The following is a 20,127-nucleotide window of genomic DNA, read 5'->3' on the forward strand; positions in this document are numbered from 1 at the left end:
AACTCCCCCGAGTCTTCCTTAGTAAAATCATACCACACTATGGGAGATAAAAAAAAGGGAGATAAAAGTAATCCCGTTGGATTTATGTCCTTTTATCTCACCTTTTTATTCAATCATCATTCTGAGTGACAGGTTCTTTAAAATGTTCAAATACATTTAACGCGACATTTTTTGGTAGGCCTGAGGCCTCAAGATCATCAATAGTCGCCGCTTGAATATTTTTTAGCGATTTAAATTCTTTTAACAACTGTTTCTTCCTTTTTGGTCCTAATCCCTCAATTCCATCTAACTTGGAAGCAAAACTCGTTTTACTCCGCAACTGACGATGAAAGGTAATCGCAAAGCGGTGGACCTCATCTTGTATTCGTTGGAGCAAGAAGAACTCTGGCGAATTCCGTTTTAATGGAATCACACTTAAATCTGGGCCAAAGAGCAGTTCACTTGTTCGATGTTTGTCATTTTTAGCCAAGCCCGCTATCGGTATCTCCAAGCCTAGCTGATTTTCCAACACATCTTTTGCAACATCAACCTGTCCTTTCCCTCCATCAATTACGATCAAATCTGGGAAAGGTAAGCCGTCTTTTAGCACCCGTGAATAACGTCGATAAATCACTTCTCGCATCGATGCATAATCATCTGGCCCCTCTACCGTCTTAATCTTATACTTACGATAATCGTTTTTATGCGGCTTACCATCAACAAAAACGACCATCGCTGAAACGGGATTTGTCCCCATAATATTAGAGTTATCAAATGCCTCTATTCTAACAGGCGTTTCAATTCCCATCGCTTCGCCAAGTTTTTCGATGGCACCAATTGTACGCTCTTCTTTCCGTTCGATTAAATCAAACTTTTCGACTAAAGATACACTGGCATTTTTACTTGCTAGCTCAACTAATTTTTTCTTTTCCCCTCGTTTTGGCTGGAAAACTTTTGATTTTACCAGTGCTTCAACGCTAACCAGATCAATATCATCTGGAATAAAAACTTCTTTTGGCACAAAGTTCTGACTTTCCAAATAGAATTGACCAATAAACGTCAAAAAGTCTTCTTGGGCTTCATTATAGAATGGAAAAATTGACACTTCACGTTCAATAATTTTCCCTTGACGTACAAAGAATACCTGCACACACATCCAACCTTTATCTACTGCGTAACCAAAAATATCACGGTCAACAAAATCTGTATTAGTCATTTTTTGACGTGTCATCACCGTTTCAATTGAACTAATTTGATCCCGATACTCGGCTGCCTTTTCAAATTCCATATTTTCTGCTGCCGTCATCATTTTCGCCTGTAAGCCCTCTTGGATCTCTGTATAGCCACCATTTAAGAAGCGTTTAATTTCTTCTACCATTACTTGATAAACTTTCGGATCAACATCAAAAACACTTGGACAGAGACACTGACCAATATGATAATATAAACAGGGTTTTTTTGACGATAAACTACACTTTCTTAAAGGATATAAACGATCTAATAACCGCTTAGTCTCATTGGCCGCTTTAACATCTGGGTAGGGACCAAAATACTGTGCTTTATCCTTTTTCACCTGACGAGTAATGGTTAATCGAGGGTATTTTTCGTTCGTTATTTTGATAAAAGGATAGCTTTTATCATCCTTTAACATAATATTGTATTTAGGGTTGTTCTTTTGAATCAAGTTAATTTCTAATAGCAATGCCTCAATATTGGATTCTGTCACAATGTACTCAAAATCCTCAATTTCACTTACTAACCGCTCAGTCTTTGTATCATGACTTCCCGTAAAATAAGATCTCACACGATTTTTTAAAATTTTGGCTTTCCCAACATAAATAATCGTGTTATTTTTATCTTTCATTAAATAACAACCTGGCTGATCAGGTAATAGAGCTAATTTATTTTTTATCCGTTCATTCATGGTTACTCATTCCTTTTTATCCGAACTCTGCAAACTACTCCACTATTAGTATATCACTAACATTGCCAAATGTTGACCATTCACTCTTTTGAAACAAAATAAAACAGCTAGGAAATCCATCCTAGCCGTCTTCTTACATTCTTATTACATGTCGCAAATTTACATTTTTAAATTATTTTTATTAATGCTTCGCATCTACGCTCTCAACATAGGTTCGTAATTCTTTTACATCTGTTTGAGCTTGTTGCAGTTTTACATCTGACTCACTTTTTTGTGCTAATAATTGATCTCGTTCTTGCTTCAATTGATTAACATCTTGTTGAAGCTGACTCACGGTACCTTCTTTGATCGTTAACGCATCCTTCACTTTGTTATACTCCGTCTGCTTTACCTGCAATTCAGCTTCTTTAGCCGTTAACTCCGCTTTTTTTTGTGACAACTCATTGGATAAATTCGTCACGTTTGTTTGAGCTGCTGTCAGCTCTGCTTGCTTTTGTGTTACTAACGATTTTTGTTGATCAACTTCTTGTTTCCAGCGATCAATTTCTTGTCTTAGTGCATTATTCTCTTGATTCTTTTGATTAATCTCTGTATTCTTATCAGCTACTTCTTGTTGCTTACGATTCACTTCATCTTGTTTCGAATTAAGTTGCTGTTTAAATTGAGCTTCATTTTGCTTAATCAGCTCATCCTTTTGACGAATTGTATCTGTTAGCCGAACAATATCATCTTTCAGTCCAACAATCGTTTGATTCAAACTATCAACTCGACTTGATGTTTCTCGCAACTGCTGATTTTCAGTTTGTAGCTTCATAACCTCAGCCTGAGCTGCTTTTAAAACAGTCTCTGCCCCTTCAAGTTTATTGGATAAACCTGTCACTTGTTGCTGACTTTCCTTTGCTAATTGTTCTTTTGCTGTCAATTTTCTATCTAAACTGTTGACTGAAGTTCTGATGGCTGCAACATCCTCTTCGCCACCCCATCTTGCCATAGCCGATGCCCCAACCACACCACCAATCATTATGACTAGTCCGACAATCAACACAACCAAAATCTTCTTCATTACATTTCTCTTCATTTTTCTGCCTTTCTTTGCGACGCCTATAATCTTAAGCCATATCCCCCATTACTTTCTGCTCATAATTTGCTCATCGATGAGCAAATTTAGCTACTTTATCCAGTGACAATTATATTTATCCAAACTTTGTGAAACGAATCAAACTAAGCTTACTTCCAAATAAGCATATTTCATCAAGAAAACTGTTGTCGCGCCTATTTCTTTTAAAGGTAGACACTAAAACAAAATGAATTAAATCACAAAAAAATTGATTAGCTCAACAACACTTTCGTGTATTTATCTGTCAAGCTAATCAATTATTTAATTATTTTTTATCCTTATCGTCGTAGGTTTCAATTGTTTCAACCGTCTCAACGGTTCCTTCTTTTTTTTCTTTTGCTTTCTTCTCGGCTACTGCCTTTTCAGCATCCGTTTGCTTATCAGACACATCTTTTGCATTTGCTTTTTTCGTTTCGCCTTCTTTAGTTGGCGTTGCAGAGAATTCCTCATCAACTTGCTTAGACGCCTCAGCGATTGCTTCACTCACTGCTGTACTCATATTAGTTGCGTAGGTATCTAGGTCTTTTACACCTGCCATGAAACTTAGTAACAAATTAGCCGTTTCGGTTTCTCGATGTGTCTCGACTAATTGCCATTTCTTTTTAACCTTCTCCATTGTTACAGACACTTTAATTGGCTTATCAATAATTTCAGATTCCTTCATCGACTCCATTAATAACTGGACTGTGAGATCACCTAATTTAACATTATTTTTCATTAATTCGGTATCGGACATCATACGCTCAACTAGCTTCTCCATAGTGGCTTTATATACTTTCTGAAAATCGATTCCTCTAACACTGTATGTGATCGTAACATTTTTTTCCTTGCGATTCTCTTTTACATTAGTGACGTCATATTTGGCATTGTCCTGAACCATCTCAAGCCATTGCTTCAAAAAGGCCTCTGTCTGTTTAGGGGAAATCACTCCACCAAATTCACTAAAGCTCGTAACTAAATCGTCAATTAAGTCTTTCCGTTGCTCTTCTAATTTTATATCTAATTCCATGCCTTGCGCAAAATTCTTTTCAAAGCGTTCATCTTTCGACTCATAAATAAACCGATTAGCAAACAAAACGCCTGCTTCTTTTGGTTCTATCGCCTTTTGACAGCCTGTTAAAAAGACCACCAGCCCAACTAAAGCTACTAATAGATATTTTTTTGATTGTTTCACTTATGTATCACCTTTCTTAATCACTATTCCCACTCAAACAACCACTCTCAGTATTATTATCCTTGATTATCTGAAAAATTTCAAAGTTTTTCGTCTTTTATTCGTATATTCTTAGTATAGGAACCTTGAAAGGAGTTATCTTATGTTTGGTTACTTTTTCTTTTTTTGTCTAGGGAGTTGTTTTGGCTCATTTTTTACCGTTATTAGTGAGCGTCTTCCACTTGGCGAATCACTTATTTCGCCACCTTCACACTGCTCTAATTGTCAACACTCACTCAGTATATTGGAATTGATCCCCGTCATTACCTACCTCTATTTAAAAGGTCGCTGTCACGTTTGTCAACTGCCATATCCCAAAACCTCATTTTTTGTTGAACTTGGAACAGGTATCCTCTTCTTATTACTGTACGCATTAAATCTCTGGCAACTCGCGTTTATTCCCATCCATTTACTTTTACTCACAGCCCTTTTACTTAGTCTAACCGATCTTCTTTATATGATTGTAGAGCCTTTAATCTTTTATCCTATGACGATGCTAATACTTTTCAGTATTCTGTGTCTCGATACACCTTTTAGTTTAAAACCCCTAGACAGCTTAATTATCCTTGGTCTACTGTTCTTACTCTTAGCTATTCGTCCGAATAGCTTGGGGAATGGAGACGTATTACTCTTAACCTCTTGGGGACTCTTTTTAGGCCTTTATGCCATTAACCTAATCCTTTTATACAGCAGCGCTTTAGCGCTTATCTACGCCTTTACAAGGGGGCGACAGAACAAAATAATCGCCATCCCCTTCGTTCCCTTTCTCTCAATCGGCTTATTAGTCTACTTAATCGGGGAATTTACCTCTTTATCCTTATAAAATGATAAAGAAAAAGCGAACTCACTAACGAGTTCGCTTTGATTAATTAATATTACATTCTTACTGCAAAACTTGGTGCAAAGTAAGGTGATGATGATCCGTAACTAACTGTTTGTCCAGATGTTGGTGCATGGATATAGCTACCGCCACCAGTAGAAATCGCTACGTGATGAGTCCCACCAGCGCTTCCCCAGAATAGTAAGTCTCCCGCTACTGCTTGAGAAACTGGAATTTTAGTACCAGCGCCCTCTTGAGGAACTGTATAACCACCAATTTCACGACCTGTTACAACTCGGTAAACATAAGATGTAAAACCAGAACAGTCAAATGAATCTGGGCCTTTAGCACCCCATACATAAGGTTTGCCAATGTGTTTAGCAGCTTCTGCTACAATTGCTGCGCCTGTATTACTTGGTGCAGGTGCTGGAGCTGGTGTAACAGGTTTTTCAATCGTATCGTCTGGCGTTGGAGCCGGTGTTACTGGATTAACTGGACTAGTACCAGGTCCATTTGTACCGTCACCTTGTGGTGTATTAGGAGTTTCGCCTGGAGTCTCAGGTTGATTTTTAACTGCCTCTTCTTGTTCTTTACGATCTGCTGCTGCTTTTTCTTCAGCTACTTTAGCTAAACGAGCTTGTTCAGCACGTGCCGCTTCTGCAGCTTCTTTTTCTTTAACAAAGCCAGCTTTTTTGCCTTCTTCAGTTGAACGCTCAGCTGCAATTTCACTTACAAGAGCTTGTTGTTGTAATTCTTGATCAACTAATTGACCTTTTTTACCTTCTAGCTCTGTTGCTGTTTCGTTTAATTCTTCTACTTTAGTTTCAGTCGTTGTTTTTTTCGTTTCAACAGCTTTTTTGTCTGTTTCTTGTTGTTTCATCATGTCATTGCTTGCATTAACAATTGTAGACGCAGCGAAAACACGTGTAACTGCTGCAGAAATAGAATCAGCTGACAATACCGCATCGATGTAATTAGTTGCTTTACCATCTACTTGTACTGAACGAGCCTGTTCTTTAATCGTAGCATCACGTTTATCAATCTTAACGGTTAAATCTTCGATTTCAGTTCCTAATTTTGTTACTTCTTGGTTCAATTTAGCTTGTTGTGCTTGTAACTCAGCTGCTTCTGCTTTAATTGTTTCAATGTTAGCTTGAACAGATGCTAATTGAGCTGAAGCCGCTGCTTCTTGTCCACTTAGTTCGTTGATTTTAGTTTCAGATTGTTTAATTTTTGTGTCAAAATCATCTGCTAATGAGATTGTAGGTAAAGCTACTGACCCTAACAAGATTGTGCTTACCATAATTGCAGATATAATGCGCTTTTTCACTGGTCATTCCCCCGAATTGTTTTTTATATTTATTAAAAATTTAAGTTTAGTCATTTCATCAATGAATGAATTGTATCATAGTAACATGTCAGCGAGATAATATCTATGTTACAAAAATGTTTCAATGCTTCATAAAAGGTGATTAAATTACAGCTTAGCTATTTTTTTGATTGGATAGCTTAAAATAATGAAAAGAATAATGTTCATTATCAAGGTCGGCCCAAGGTTTCTTGTAATAAAATCTAATAAATTACCGTCTATTAATTCAAATATCGCTTGAATAAAATAAGCACTGCCATCCATTATCGTAATAAAAATAACCAGACTTAATAGAATAGACAAGACTGAGGGCTTTACGTAATCAAATACAACGTAAATCAGCATAACTGTTAGTGGCATCGACACCATGTTAATTCCAATAATACTATAGTAGTAAACATCAAATATCACCCCTAAAACAATCGATAGGCTAACGAGATAACGTTTATCAAGATTTAAACAGCCTAATATCAACCCGATTAATAATAAATGACTATTGAGATACACCGCATTATGAGTTGACACACGGAGTATATTGCTCAGTTGGCCATCTACTAGCATGAGTGTAATCAAAATGAATGGCAGCGCGATTTTCATCATGGTTTTTTTTTCCATATTACTCATCACTTCCCGCTAAACGCTTCACGACTGTTACAAATGGAATGTCATACATAGACGAAACTGGTGTGACATAGACTTCTTTATCCAAACCAAACCCTGTTTCCCTAACCTTTTTAACTTCTCCCACAAGCAGGCCTTTAGGAGAGCCCCCACCTAGACCTGAAGTTGTCACCTTATCTCCTTTTTTAATACCAGCTAAGGTCGAAATTCGAGTCACAATAAAAGCTTCTTCTTCCTCATCATATTCTTCCATTAAGCCATAGCCCATTTCACCTTCTTGCGGAGTGATCATAACTGGGAAATGATTCGAATTTTGATTAGTTGAAGTAAGCAACTCAACCTTTGCAGAGGCGGCATTCGAGACAATCACACGACCAATTAAGCCTTTACTACCAAGCACTGGCATGTTGACTTCTACCCCATCATTTTTTCCACGATCAATAATTAAAATATCCTGCCAAGTATCAGGTGAGCGGCTAATCACACTCGCCGTAACCTTATCATAGTTGGACACTGTCGCATTCAGATTAGCCTGTTCTTTCAGCGCTTCATTTTCTTTTTTAAGAGTTTGATTTTCACTATCTAACGCCTCAAACTCATCAATTCTTTTTTTCAGACGATCATTTTCATCATACGTGCTAAATAAATTACCGATCGAACGAACGCCTCCCTCAACGGCGCGTAAAGGAAAGGACACGATCTTATCGACAGTGGCCGTAATATCACTGGTTATTGACTGCGCTGCACCGGACTCTTTTGATTTATTCCGTTGTTGAGAGCTGAATGTCACCACAAAAACCACGACAATCACGATAATTATGGCAATGATTATATTTTTACTAGAATTGAACTTCTTCACTGTTCCACCTCAAGTTACTTTCTGTTCTTATGTACACACGATAAAAACTATTTTACCATTAAATCGAGGTATTTTCTATAAAGTTATTCAAGATTCACATTCTATTTTGCCAATCTTATCATAATTTTATAGTTATCATAAAAACCTTACTAACAGAGGTCAAGCCGATCGCTATACTCACAAGCTATTCAGTATGCACAGCTTGGTAATTCGCTACTGCCCCAATCAGATTAGCTTCATTTTTAAACTGACATAACCTAATATCTGGCCAAATTGCCATCTTCTGCCCACGATTAAAAATTAGCTTCATCTGCTCCTCGATTTTTGGTAATAAATCCTTGCGGGCAGAAATGCCTCCGCCAATCAGAATAACTTCGGGATCAATACTCGTCTGTAAATTATATAACCCCACTGCTAAGTAGTAAAACAAACGGGCTACTTCTTTAGTGGCAATCTCATCACCCGCTTCGGCTAGCTCAAAAACATCCTTACCTGATAAGGTCGTTTCTGATAAGGCCTTCATCACAGATACTCTCTTTGCCATCGCAACAGGGGTCGCAAGCTGACTAAAGTTCCATTTACCTTCTAAAAGCATAAAACCAAACTCACCACCAAACAAATGATGACCTTTTTCGATTTTCCCTTGCTTAATAACAGCTCCGCCAATCCCTGAACCAATCACCACTACAAGTACATCCCGTTTGCCCATAGCAGCACCGTAAGCTACTTCTGCTAAAGCGGCGCAATTTGCATCATTTTCGATTTCCACAGGTAGTGCTAGCGCTGTTTCTAATGACGAATAAAAAGCGGTGTCGTGAATGAAGCGAATAGCACAATTCCCCTCAATGATTCGTTTTTCTTGATTGACCGCTCCTGGCGCACTGCACGCACAGCCACTAAAATGATACTGTTCAGCTAGCTTCTCTTTAACCTCAACCACAACTTGAAGGCATTCTTCTAGTGTTTTAGGTGTCATAACTTGTCCAGTCGCTCGTAATTTTGCTTCATGCCAGACTCCGTATTTAATTGCTGAGCCTCCAAAATCCAACACTAATAGTGCCTCATTTTTCATGACGCTATCTCCCTCGTATTATATATAGTAGCTAAAGTTTATCACATCAATCACTAGAACAAAACAAACATCATAATCTTTATGGAGGTTGGCTCATAAAAAAAGCTGCCAGAGTTTTCTCTGACAGCTTCCCTTTAATTATTTGATTCCGTTATACGCTTGAACAATGATTTCTTTCAACTCGCTAATTAGTGGTTCTTTTGGATTAGCCGTTGTACATTGGTCAGTGTAAGCTAATTCAGCTAAGTTATCAGCCGTTTTATCTAATTGCGCTTTAGTCACGCCTTGTGCTTTAAAACTCATATCAATTCCTACACGCTTACCTAAGTTACCTACTTCAACAGCTAAGGCCTCAACTAATTCCTCAGTTGTATTGCCTTTAAGTCCGATGAATTTCGCAATATCTGCATAGTCTTCATGAGCACGGAAGTAATCATATTTAGGGAACATCGCATGTTTAGATGGATCTTTCGCATTGTAACGGATAACGTGAGGCAATAGAATTGCATTAGTACGGCCATGAGGAATATGGTACTCAGCCCCACATTTGTGAGCTAGTGAGTGGTTAATTCCTAAGAATGCGTTGGCAAATGCCATACCTGCAAGAGCTGATGCATTATGCATTCTTTCACGGTTATCTTCGTTTGGTGTATCGCAAGAAGCTTCTAAGTTTTCAAAAACTAATTTGATGGCTTGTAAACTTAAGCCACGTGTATAATCTGATGCCATAACTGATACATATGATTCTAACGCATGAGTCAATACATCCATTCCAGTATCGGCTGTTACTGATTTTGGTACTGACATAACAAATTGTGGGTCAATGATTGCCACATCTGGTGTCAATGCATAATCAGCTAATGGGTATTTAACACCTGTTTCACTGTCAGTAATAACCGCAAATGGCGTTACTTCAGACCCTGTACCTGATGTTGTTGGAATACATACAAATTGTGTTTTTTCAGCTTTTTGAATCTTGTAAGTACGTTTGCGAATATCCAAGAATTTTTGTTTCGCTCCGAAGAACTCAGTGTCTGGGTGTTCAAAGAACATCCACATTCCTTTAGCGGCATCCATTGCAGACCCACCACCTAAAGCGATAACTGTATCTGGGTTAAAGGCAACCATTCTTTCTGTTCCTTTGTAAACAGTGTTACTTGAAGGATCTGGTTCAACATCTGAGAAGACTTCGATTTGAACTTTGTTTTTACGTTTTCTTAGAGTGTCCATGACACGATCAGCGTAGCCAAATTTGACCATACCTTCGTCACAAACTAGGAAGACACGTTCAACGTTTTCCATTTTTTCTAAGTACGCTAATGAATTTTTTTCGAAATACATTTTTGGTGGAAGTTTAAACCATTGCATATTATTTCTCCGTTTCGCCAATGTCTTAATGTTGATCAAGTTAATTGATGACACATTTTTAGAGACTGAGTTTTTACCGTAAGAGCCACAACCTAATGTTAATGATGGAATCATTTCGTTGTAGATATCACCAATTCCTCCTTCAGAAGCTGGAGTATTGATTAACACACGACATGCTTTCATCTTCATACCAAATTTAATTTGTAAGTCTTGGTCTTCAGAGTGAATAACCGCTGTATGGCCTAAACCAAATTCTAACATTTTTTCACACAATTCAAAGGCATGCTCTTGGCTATTAGCCTTAAACATAGCTAAAACTGGTGATAATTTTTCAAGTGATAGTGGGTAATCAAGTCCAGCGCCTTCAAGCTCGGCAACTAAAATCTTCGTTCCAGTTGGCACTTTAATACCTGCAAGTTTTGCAATAGCATCTGCAGAGTGACCTACAATTGCTGGATTAACAGCTGTTTTAGCTTCATTCATCACTGTTTTTTCCAATTTTTTCAATTCAGCAGGCTTCACAAAGTAAACTTGGTGAGCTTGGAATTCAGCTTTTACTTCATCATATATTTCTTTATCAACGATCATCCCTTGTTCAGATGCACAAATCATGCCGTTATCAAAAGTTTTAGAAACAATTAAGTCATTAACTGCACGTTTAATTTTAGCTGTTTTTTCGATATAAGCTGGTGTGTTACCAGGACCTACACCTAAGGCTGGTTTACCAGTTGAGTACGCTGATTTAACCATCGCACCACCACCTGTTGCTAGAACGATTGCAACACCTGGGTGATTCATCAATCCGCTAGTTGCATCTAATGATGGATGTTCAATCCACTGGATACAATTTTCAGGAGCCCCAGCCGCTACAGCTGCTTCCAAAACGATGCGAGCCGCTTCGGCAGACGATTTTTGCGCACTTGGATGGAAAGCGAAAATAATAGGATTACGTGTTTTAATTGAGATCATCGCTTTAAAAATAGTTGTTGATGTTGGGTTAGTTGTTGGTGTTACCCCACACACGACACCCACTGGCGTTGCAATTTCAATAATACCTTTTTGGTCATCTTCATTGATGATGCCGACTGTTTTATCATCTTTAATGCTGTTCCAGATAGATTCTGATGCGTACATATTTTTAATTGCTTTATCTTCATAGATTCCACGGCCTGTTTCTTCAACTGCTAATTTTGCAAGAGGCATATGTGCATTTAAAGCTGCCATTGCCATTTGGTGAACGATGTTATCCACCTTTGCTTGATCAAAATCCTCCATAATCGCTAAAGCCTTGTTCCCTTTAACAACTAAATCATCAATCATTTTCGGGACATCAATTGTTTGTTCTTTTTTCGCTACCATGTTATGTAAATCCTCCTTGAAAATTTCTTTTGTTATATCTTTCACAATTATCATACTATATTATTTTTTATTTGTAAACACATTTATGTGATTTTTTTCACATTTATTTATAAAACACTAAACAAACGTTGATATATAAACATTTTTACATTTATCAAAAATAAAAAAAGTATGGATAAAACATTATCCATACTTAAAAAAAAGATTGTGATTATCATCACTTTATAGTATATCCTCAATATCGTTCCAATCAAAACGTTTGACGTCTCTTGTTTGGGCTTTAATTCGCTGAAAATCAAAATACTCGTTAAACGTTATACTTAGAACATCCTGCTTCTTCTCTGCCAACGTTAACTTTTCACTTTTAACCCACCGATACGTTATTAAATACTCCCAAACATCCAGCTCCTGAACGCTTGGATAGCCCTTTTCATGAAACTCTTTGCATTTACTTTTCACTGCTTTATTAAAAAAAAGTTTATCTTTCCAACTTCTGCTATCATCCATTATGTGTTTATCCATTCACTTAAAATAACGATTGCCTTTTCTCTATAAAAACAACCAGATTAATGTCACCATTGCTAATCCTGTTCAAAATTAAGTCACCAGACTAACTATTTTCACTTCTGTAATTTGGGCCGTTTCACTCGTATTTCAGTCCCCCATAGCGACATCTATTCTCAGTGTCTCCTAGCCCCTTGTTTACTATGCCTCAAAGTAAAAAGGAAAATCTTGACGATTCTCCTTTAGTTTGATTAATTTTCTTCTTTTGATGTTTCTTCATCTACTTTTTCAGTTTCGTCTTCGATTTCAACCTCTTCTGACTCAACTTCAATCGCTGGCGCTTCTTTCATGATGCCATCAGCAACAACTGTTTCAGATGCTTCTGGTGGAGTTACGCTTGAGATTGCTGATCGGTTAAATTCTAGGAAAATACCTTCACAATCTAATACTACAGTACTCTTGTCTGTATTGACTTCAGAAATAACACCGTGTAAGCCACCAATTGTTACAACTTTACTCCCAATATCCATTGTGTTTAATAAATCTTGACGTTTTTGTTGTTGTTTCTTTTGTGATCTTGACATAAAAAACATCATTCCACCTAAAATAATTAGTGGAAATAACATACTAATACCGCCCATTTTCACTTCACCTCATTTTTCTAATGTCTCTACATAACTCTATCAAATATTAAGTCAAACTACTAGTATTTTCTCTGAATTCATTAAAATTTCTTAGGATTTTTATCATTAAATCCATACTCATCGAAAAAGGCTTGTCTGAACTCCAATAAATTATCATCCATAATCGCTTGACGAACTTGTTTCATCACATTTAACAAGAAGTATAAATTATGAAAAGAAGTCAAACGAATGCCAAAGGTTTCATCACACTTAATTAAATGGCGAATATACGCACGTGAGTAATTGCGACAAGTGTAGCAATCACATTTTTCATCTATCGGTCGGAAATCTTCTGCAAATTGCGCATTTTTAACAACTAAGCGCCCTTTACTCGTCATACATGTTCCGTTACGAGCAATTCTTGTTGGTAAGACACAGTCAAACATATCAACACCATTAATCGCTCCATCAATTAGTGAATCAGCTGTCCCTACCCCCATTAAGTAACGTGGTTTATTTTCTGGGATAAGTGGATTTAAATACTCTAATACATGATTCATCTCTTCTTTAGTTTCACCTACTGATAACCCACCAATGGAATACCCAGGGAAATCTAAGCTGACCAAATCTTTCGCACTTTGAATCCGCAAATCTTTATAACCTGCTCCTTGAATAATACCAAATAACCCTTGACGGTCAGGATTCGCATGTGCGTTTAGCCCACGTTCTGCCCATCTTGTTGTCCGTTCAATTGAGCGCTTCACATAATCATGACTTTCATAAAATGGCGCGCATTCATCAAAGCTCATCATAATATCTGGCCCTAGTTTATTTTGAATTTGAATAGCTTTTTCAGGTGACAAGAACATTTTTGATCCGTTTAGATGGTTTTTAAAATTAACCCCTTCTTCGGTAATGTTTCGCATGTCCGCTAAAGACCAGACTTGGAAGCCGCCAGAATCCGTTAGAATCCCTTGATCCCAATTCATAAATTTGTGTAGACCACCAGCTTTTTCAACTAAATCTTCCCCTGGTCGTAACCACAAATGATACGTGTTACTCAAAATAATCCCAGCGCCCATTTCTTTTAATTCCTCTGGCGCCATTGTTTTTACCGTTGCTAATGTTCCTACAGGCATAAACATTGGTGTTGGAAACGTGCCGTGAGGTGTAATAATTTCACCTAATCGTGCCCCTGTATGCTTCTCTTTCTTTATTAATCGATAACGAATGGCTGGTTCGGTCATTTCGTTGCCCTACTTTCTCTCAATGTACTGTTGACGTGTGCATCCTGATTGATAAGGTTTTCCTCATACATCAAGAATTATATACGTTAAACATCATACTCTGGATAAACCATTTTAGCAAGTCTTTCTACCGCTTCCTAGAATAAAGAAGAATGGTTCGATACTTAGTTCCACTGTAAAATTCTTTCTTTTCCTTCGCTGCAGCTATAAAAAAAGCTTCCCACTGAAACATGTTCAGCTAGGAAGCTTTTTAAAATCATGATGTTATTATTGTGTATTTCCGCCATCCACGCTAATAACAGACCCTGTCATATAGCTGGAATTCTCAGAAGCTAATAACGAAATCATGCCGGTAATTTCACTTGTGTCTCCCATTCGAGCAGGTCCCAACAAAGAGGTAGATGGTTTTGGTTGCGCATAATTGTGTTCCTGCATGTACTTTCCAACTTCCATCGTCATTGGTGTGACAAAGCCACCAGGACAGATACAGTTTACACGAACGTCATATCTTGCATACTCAATAGCCGCAACTTTACTCATCCCAACAACACCGTGTTTCGTGGCGGAGTAAACACCAAAACCTGATTCTGGACGAATCCCTGAAGATGACCCCGTATTCAAGATATGCCCATAATGTTGGTTTTTCATTACTTTTAACACGTGCTTCATTCCAAAGAAACATGCCTTAAAATTGGAATGCAGCACATAATCCATATCTTCCTCTGTTAAATCTTCGAAATCCTTTGGCATGTGCAACACGCCTTGATTATTAAAGAAAAAGTCAATCTTTCCGTATTTTTCCGTTGTAAATGCCACAAGTTTTTCTACATCTGCTTCTTTTCCCATATCAGTCAAGACAAAATCGCAGTTTGGCGTTACTTTTTTACATTCAGCTAAGGTTTTTTCTCCTTCTTCTTGCTTCCAATCTGCTAGTACCAAACAAAAACCATCTTCTGCTAAACGAATGGCACTGGCACGTCCAATTCCTGTCGCTGCTCCACTAATAATTGCAATTTTTTGTTCTGTCATGTTTTTTTCCTCCAATATTATTTTAGTTTAAAATTAAATACTTCTGGCAACTTGTGCCGCCTCAGCAGTTGCATCAAGTGCTCGTCTTGGTTTAAAGGCATCACCGATTACATGATACTTAATATGAGCTTGTTGACAGTAGTTTTCCACCTCGTCAAAGGCACGACTTTTCGCCCCAACTGCAATAACAACATGATCACAGTCAATCACTTCACGGTATCCGTCTCTCATAACGACAACACCGTCCGTCTGAATCCCAGCGCAAGTAGTATTTGTATAAATTTCTACTTGATCAGCTGCAAGATGCTCCATGACTTCTATTTTTCGAGTCGTTCCCAAATCCTTCGCTACCTCATCCTGCATTTCAATAACAACCACTTGATTGCCACTTTTGGCAAGTGTTTCAGCCACTTCTAACCCAACTAAGCCACCACCAATCACAACAGATTTTCCTGATAATTTAATCTTTCTATTCAAAATCTCAACATAATCATAAACATTTTCCTGCTCAATCCCAGGAAGTTTTAGCTCAATAGGAGCAGCACCTATTGCATTAATCACACTATCAGGTTTAATACTTGCAATCAGCTCTTTATCCACGACTGTATTCAAATGGATCGTCACCCCAGCTCTTTTCACTTGCTCGCCTTTTAAAATGGCTGCCTCTTTCATCTCAGCTTTTCTAGGCGCCATTCCTGCCAGTAAAAATTGCCCTCCTAAATGATTGCTACCTTCATAAAGAGTCACATCATGCCCACGTTGTTTCAGTACCATGGCTGCTTCCAATCCAGCTAAGCCACCGCCTGCAATGAGCACCTTTTCAGGTTTTTCAGTTGGCATCAAAGCATATTCTCTTTCTTTTCCGACAGAGGGATTACGTAAACACGTTATATGGGGAATATCCGCACGCTCACACGCATCATAACACCCTTGATTACACGCCACGCAGTAAACAATATCCTCCAACTGCCCCGCTTTAGCTTTAGCTAAAAAATCCGGATCGGAAATTTGGGCTCGACCAATTCCAACTAAGTCAACTTCTTCTTTTTCCAAAATCTCATTTGCCAACTCGGCAGTGTTAATCCGGCCAACACCCATTGTAAGTAGGCCCGTTTCCTTGCGAATTCTTGCAGCATTATCAATATTAAACCCTTTGGGGATATCAATCGGAGGAACCTCATACTTTAAGCCGCTTGAAATGATATTCCCTCTTGAAACATCAACCACATCAACCCCACATTCTTTTGCGAGGTTTGTAAACTTGATTACATCTTCAATAGACAAGCCATTTTCTAAGTAATCATCATGAGCATCAATTCTCATGAATAATGGCATATCATCTGGAATGTTTGAACGAACTTCCTTAATAACTGCCAATGGAAATCTAGCCCGATTTTCAAAACTACCACCATAGTCATCTGTCCGATAATTTATCCCAGCAGATAGGAATGAATGCAGAATATAATTATGGGCAACATGAATTTCAACACAATCAAAATTTGCGCTGACAGCTCTTTTTGCTGCCTGACCATAGCAATCAATCAACTCACTAATCTCTTCCTTAGTGATACCTGGAATGGTATATTCTGCTGAAATCGGCATATCACTTGCAACAAATACTTTTGCATTGGGGTCGGACATAACCGCAATACTTCCTTGCCACAATTGAACACCTGCCTTTCCGCCATGCTCATGAATAGCAGCTGTTAGCTTTTTTAACCCTGGAATAAAACGATCCTCAGCTAATGATAGATAGTGAGCTGGAGTTGAGCCTGCATGAACTCCAGAAACTTCCACTATATTTAGCGCCGAGCCACCTACTACACGAGCAACATGATAATCAATTAACTGTTGCGTCACTTCATTATTTTTAGGAAATTTAGTTCCCATCGCAGGTAAAATAGCTCGATTCTTTAAAGTCATGCCCCGTATCGTCAGGGGAGAAAATAAATGTTGAAACATCTAATGACATCCTTTCCAATTGAATTGTGATTTGTTTAACAATAGTTTATCAGATATACTTCGTCATTATTGGTCAAATTAAAGGAAAACACTACCAAAAAGTTACTATCAGCATAGCTAACGGCTTCTTCATGTGATAATATGAACTTAATAAGTTCCCCCCCTCGAAAGGAAGTCTGTGCAGATGAAACACTTTGAAACATTCCATACTTTCTCATACGCTGAATATACTCATAACGACCTCACTCTCAAAGAATTTTCTTCAGGTAAAGAAACCTTAATGACCTCTGAATTGATTCATAGTCATGATCTCATCGAATTTATCTATATTCTGTCAGGAAGTGGTGCGATTCAAATCAATGGAAAAGATTTCCCTATTAAAAGCGGCTTACTCATTCAACTCTTTCCTTATCATATTCATGCCTTAAAAAAGCTAGATAGAAATACAAACAATATTGACTATTTATTTTGTCGTTTTCCTCTTTCTTTATTAATGATGATGGATATTAGCAGAGCATATCGTTATAGTAGTTATTACATTCTAGAAGAACATTCACCTGTTGTTTCTTTCCCCGCAGAGGTTCTACCCGAAGTCAGTCGTCTTTTCAACACAATTGTCAACGAAAACCAGAAAAAAGAAAGTCACTATGAAAAAATGATTTTGGCAGAACTAGCAAAAATATCTATTTTATTTGAACGTTATTCTCAAAAAAATGAATTTGATGAGCGACAATTAGTATGGAAAATTATCCAGTTTATGCATTTTCATTTCAACCAAAAACTGGATGCCGAAACGGTCGCAAAAGAATTCTCGATAAGCGTCGTTAAACTGAACCGATTGCTCCATCAATTGACCGGAAAAAACTTTGTCACCAATCTTCATGAAATTAGAATTCGGAATGCTTGCGCCATGCTGCCTTTCAGCGACTTATCAATTACTTATATTCATCACTTCGTAGGGTATTTTTCCCAAACGACATTTTATCGAACCTTTCGTAAACTAAAGGGAATGACACCTGAAGAATTTCGACAACAAAAACAAACAGATACCTTTTCTATTACTAAACAAGCCGATATTGTCTGGAAAATTATTGTCTATATGCTAGATCATTATCAGGAAACGATTAATGCTGAAATAGTTGCCCAACAATTATTTATTCAGCCAGACGCTATCGCAGATCTCTTAAAAAATAATCTTGATATCAGTTTTCACGCCTTACTTACTCAAATCCGGCTAATCTATGCGTGTTCATTGTTGCAGACAACAACCTTAACAATTGGTGATATTGCTTTTCAAGTAGGGTTTAACTCTATTCGAACATTTAATCGTTTATTCTATGACTATTTGGGCATTTCTCCAAAAAGTTATCAAACAAAACAAAAAATTCAATGATGGCTTGGAACTGCCCTGCCATATATATTCAGTTAAAGCTTTGCAACAGCCCCCCCCCCCTAATCAAATAAACGAATAATTGTCAATTCAATACAGATTAAGTCTGTCGCATAAAAACCTATAATGTATGAAAAGAAAAGCCAAGTGACATATTAGAGACGAAAAACTTGCAAACGCTTCATTTTAATGGTTTAATAAGAGTATAAGAAAGGAGCAAAGACAGAAGATAGCAGAATTTCTCGATAAAAGTGTAACACGAGCTTTAGAAGGTAAACAATAATGTTGAAAATGTGCAAGATTCACACTGTTAGTTGACACATGTAAAGTATTAAAACTGTTGTATAAGAAAATAGTGAATGCGTGTTTAAATCAAACAATTAATTAATACATGTAAAAAGAAAATGCGTAAGATACAGAATTGTTAGCTTAACTAAAACAAATGTAGAGAAGTTGTATAGCAGACAAAAATTTTTGTTTAACAAAAAAGAAATTCACCATACTTTACATGACTTAAAAATCAAAAAGTATCCAAAATCTATCTCCTGTCTCCTTTCAAAAGCACCAAAGAGCCAAGCTAGTCGAGAAGCTTGGCTCTTTTTCTGTTTCGCTTATTTAACAAACATCGCATCACCAAAGCTAAAGAAACGGTACTGTTCTTCAATCGCATGGTGGTATGCTGCCAGCGTTTGTTCCCGCGTTGCAAATGCACTAACTAACATTACCAAGGTTGACTTAGGTAGATGGAAATTAGTCGAAAAAGCATCGACAAGCTTAAATTGATATCCTGGCGTGATAAAGATATCCGTCCAACCACTATCCGCTTGAATGTCACCCGCAAATTTGGTTCCAATTGTTTCTAAGGTCCGTATCGAAGTCGTACCAACAGCAATAATTCGACCACCAGTTACTTTTACCTGACGTAAAGCCGCTGCTGACTCTTCTGTTAGCTTATAAAATTCACTGTGCATTTCGTGTTCCTCAATATTATCCACACTAACAGGTCTAAAGGTACCTAATCCCACATGTAGAGTTAAATAAACTAGCTTAACACCTTTGGCTTCGATTTTAGCTAATAGTTCTTGAGTAAAATGCAAGCCAGCTGTCGGGGCAGCCGCCGAACCATTTTCTTTAGCGTACACCGTTTGATAGCGATCGGGGTCCTCTAATCGCTCCTTGATATATGGAGGTAAAGGCATTTCACCCAATGACTCTAAAATCTCTAAAAAGACGCCCTCATAGCTGAACTCTACAATTCGACCACCATGTTCCAACTCTTCTTTAACTTCAGCCTTTAGACGGCCATCACCAAAAGAAATCATGGTACCAACCTTCGCACGCTTAGCCGGCTTAATTAACGTTTCCCATGTGTTCCCCTCCGTATTAGTTAATAATAATACTTCCAAATGTCCACCAGTTTCAGGCTTCTCTCCATAAAGACGAGCAGGAAGCACCCGAGTATTATTCATTACTAAGGCGTCGCCTTCTTCTAATTCATCTAAAATATCATAAAAATGTCGATCTTGAATTTCCCCCGATTCCTTATCTAATACCAATAAACGCGACGTTTCGCGATCTGTTAGAGGTGTCTGGGCAATCAATTCTTCTGGCAACTCAAAGTCAAAATCTTCTGTAGTTAATGTCATCTACTACTCACTCTTTCTCCATCAA

16 protein-coding genes are annotated in these 20,127 nt (G+C 37.7%); 2 read left to right on the forward strand and 14 right to left on the reverse strand.

Going from position 1 to position 20,127, the window contains the following annotated elements; genetic code table 11:
• Positions 1 to 109: 109 nt before the first annotated feature.
• The 3 genes from uvrC to AC5KOD_RS00135 all read right to left on the reverse strand — a co-directional run bounded on the left by uvrC (position 110) and on the right by AC5KOD_RS00135 (position 4,194).
• Entirely contained in the window at positions 110 to 1,903 is a 1,794-nt protein-coding gene (gene uvrC / locus AC5KOD_RS00125; RefSeq protein WP_496912520.1) for an excinuclease ABC subunit UvrC, read from the reverse strand.
• 181 nt (positions 1,904 to 2,084) lie between these two features.
• Positions 2,085 to 2,966, reverse strand: coding sequence for a hypothetical protein (locus tag AC5KOD_RS00130; protein ID WP_496912521.1), 882 nt, complete (start codon positions 2,964 to 2,966; stop codon positions 2,085 to 2,087).
• A 319-nt stretch (positions 2,967 to 3,285) separates the two neighbouring features.
• On the reverse strand, positions 3,286 to 4,194 hold the full coding sequence (locus tag AC5KOD_RS00135; RefSeq protein ID WP_496912522.1) for a hypothetical protein: 909 nt from the start codon (positions 4,192 to 4,194) through the stop codon (positions 3,286 to 3,288).
• A 142-nt stretch (positions 4,195 to 4,336) separates the two neighbouring features.
• On the opposite strand from AC5KOD_RS00135, the gene AC5KOD_RS00140 reads away from it, so the two are divergent.
• The gene (locus AC5KOD_RS00140; protein WP_496912523.1) at positions 4,337 to 5,056 is read left to right on the forward strand and encodes a prepilin peptidase; all 720 of its coding nucleotides are present in this window, start codon (positions 4,337 to 4,339) and stop codon (positions 5,054 to 5,056) included.
• Between the two features lie 52 nt (positions 5,057 to 5,108).
• Here AC5KOD_RS00140 and AC5KOD_RS00145 read toward each other — a convergent pair whose 3' ends face one another.
• The 10 genes from AC5KOD_RS00145 to baiCD all read right to left on the reverse strand — a co-directional run bounded on the left by AC5KOD_RS00145 (position 5,109) and on the right by baiCD (position 17,066).
• On the reverse strand, positions 5,109 to 6,383 hold the full coding sequence (locus AC5KOD_RS00145; RefSeq protein WP_496912524.1) for a C40 family peptidase: 1,275 nt from the start codon (positions 6,381 to 6,383) through the stop codon (positions 5,109 to 5,111).
• A 147-nt stretch (positions 6,384 to 6,530) separates the two neighbouring features.
• Positions 6,531 to 7,037 carry a rod shape-determining protein MreD gene (gene mreD / locus AC5KOD_RS00150; protein WP_496912525.1) on the reverse strand — a complete coding sequence of 169 codons (507 nt, stop codon included), beginning with the start codon at positions 7,035 to 7,037 and terminating at the stop codon, positions 6,531 to 6,533.
• 1 nt (position 7,038) lies between these two features.
• A complete protein-coding gene (gene mreC / locus AC5KOD_RS00155) occupies positions 7,039 to 7,902 on the reverse strand; it encodes a rod shape-determining protein MreC (protein ID WP_496912526.1) in 864 nt (287 codons plus the stop codon).
• Between the two features lie 184 nt (positions 7,903 to 8,086).
• Positions 8,087 to 8,974, reverse strand: coding sequence for an ROK family protein (locus AC5KOD_RS00160; protein ID WP_496912527.1), 888 nt, complete (start codon positions 8,972 to 8,974; stop codon positions 8,087 to 8,089).
• Between the two features lie 138 nt (positions 8,975 to 9,112).
• On the reverse strand, positions 9,113 to 11,701 hold the full coding sequence (gene adhE, locus AC5KOD_RS00165) for a bifunctional acetaldehyde-CoA/alcohol dehydrogenase (protein WP_496912528.1): 2,589 nt from the start codon (positions 11,699 to 11,701) through the stop codon (positions 9,113 to 9,115).
• Between the two features lie 222 nt (positions 11,702 to 11,923).
• Positions 11,924 to 12,208 (reverse strand): post-transcriptional regulator, encoded by a 285-nt coding sequence (locus tag AC5KOD_RS00170; protein WP_496912529.1) that lies wholly within the window; start codon positions 12,206 to 12,208, stop codon positions 11,924 to 11,926.
• Between the two features lie 248 nt (positions 12,209 to 12,456).
• Positions 12,457 to 12,846, reverse strand: a complete 390-nt coding sequence (gene yajC, locus AC5KOD_RS00175) for a preprotein translocase subunit YajC (RefSeq protein WP_496912530.1) — start codon at positions 12,844 to 12,846, stop codon at positions 12,457 to 12,459.
• Between the two features lie 83 nt (positions 12,847 to 12,929).
• Positions 12,930 to 14,075, reverse strand: coding sequence for a tRNA guanosine(34) transglycosylase Tgt (gene tgt, locus AC5KOD_RS00180; protein WP_496912531.1), 1,146 nt, complete (start codon positions 14,073 to 14,075; stop codon positions 12,930 to 12,932).
• 267 nt (positions 14,076 to 14,342) lie between these two features.
• The gene (locus AC5KOD_RS00185) at positions 14,343 to 15,104 is read right to left on the reverse strand and encodes an SDR family NAD(P)-dependent oxidoreductase (protein ID WP_496912532.1); all 762 of its coding nucleotides are present in this window, start codon (positions 15,102 to 15,104) and stop codon (positions 14,343 to 14,345) included.
• A 33-nt stretch (positions 15,105 to 15,137) separates the two neighbouring features.
• On the reverse strand, positions 15,138 to 17,066 hold the full coding sequence (gene baiCD, locus AC5KOD_RS00190; RefSeq protein WP_496912533.1) for a bile acid Fe-S flavoenzyme BaiCD: 1,929 nt from the start codon (positions 17,064 to 17,066) through the stop codon (positions 15,138 to 15,140).
• A gap of 184 nt (positions 17,067 to 17,250) precedes the next feature.
• Between baiCD and AC5KOD_RS00195 the strand changes: the two genes are divergently transcribed.
• Positions 17,251 to 18,459, forward strand: coding sequence for a helix-turn-helix domain-containing protein (locus AC5KOD_RS00195; RefSeq protein ID WP_496912534.1), 1,209 nt, complete (start codon positions 17,251 to 17,253; stop codon positions 18,457 to 18,459).
• Positions 18,460 to 19,067: 608 nt separating this feature from the next.
• On the opposite strand, the gene queA is transcribed toward AC5KOD_RS00195, so the two are convergent.
• Positions 19,068 to 20,102, reverse strand: coding sequence for a tRNA preQ1(34) S-adenosylmethionine ribosyltransferase-isomerase QueA (queA, locus tag AC5KOD_RS00200; RefSeq protein ID WP_496912535.1), 1,035 nt, complete (start codon positions 20,100 to 20,102; stop codon positions 19,068 to 19,070).
• Positions 20,103 to 20,127: the final 25 nt, after the last annotated feature.

The sequence above is a fragment of the Vagococcus sp. WN80Y genome (genome assembly GCF_059621045.1).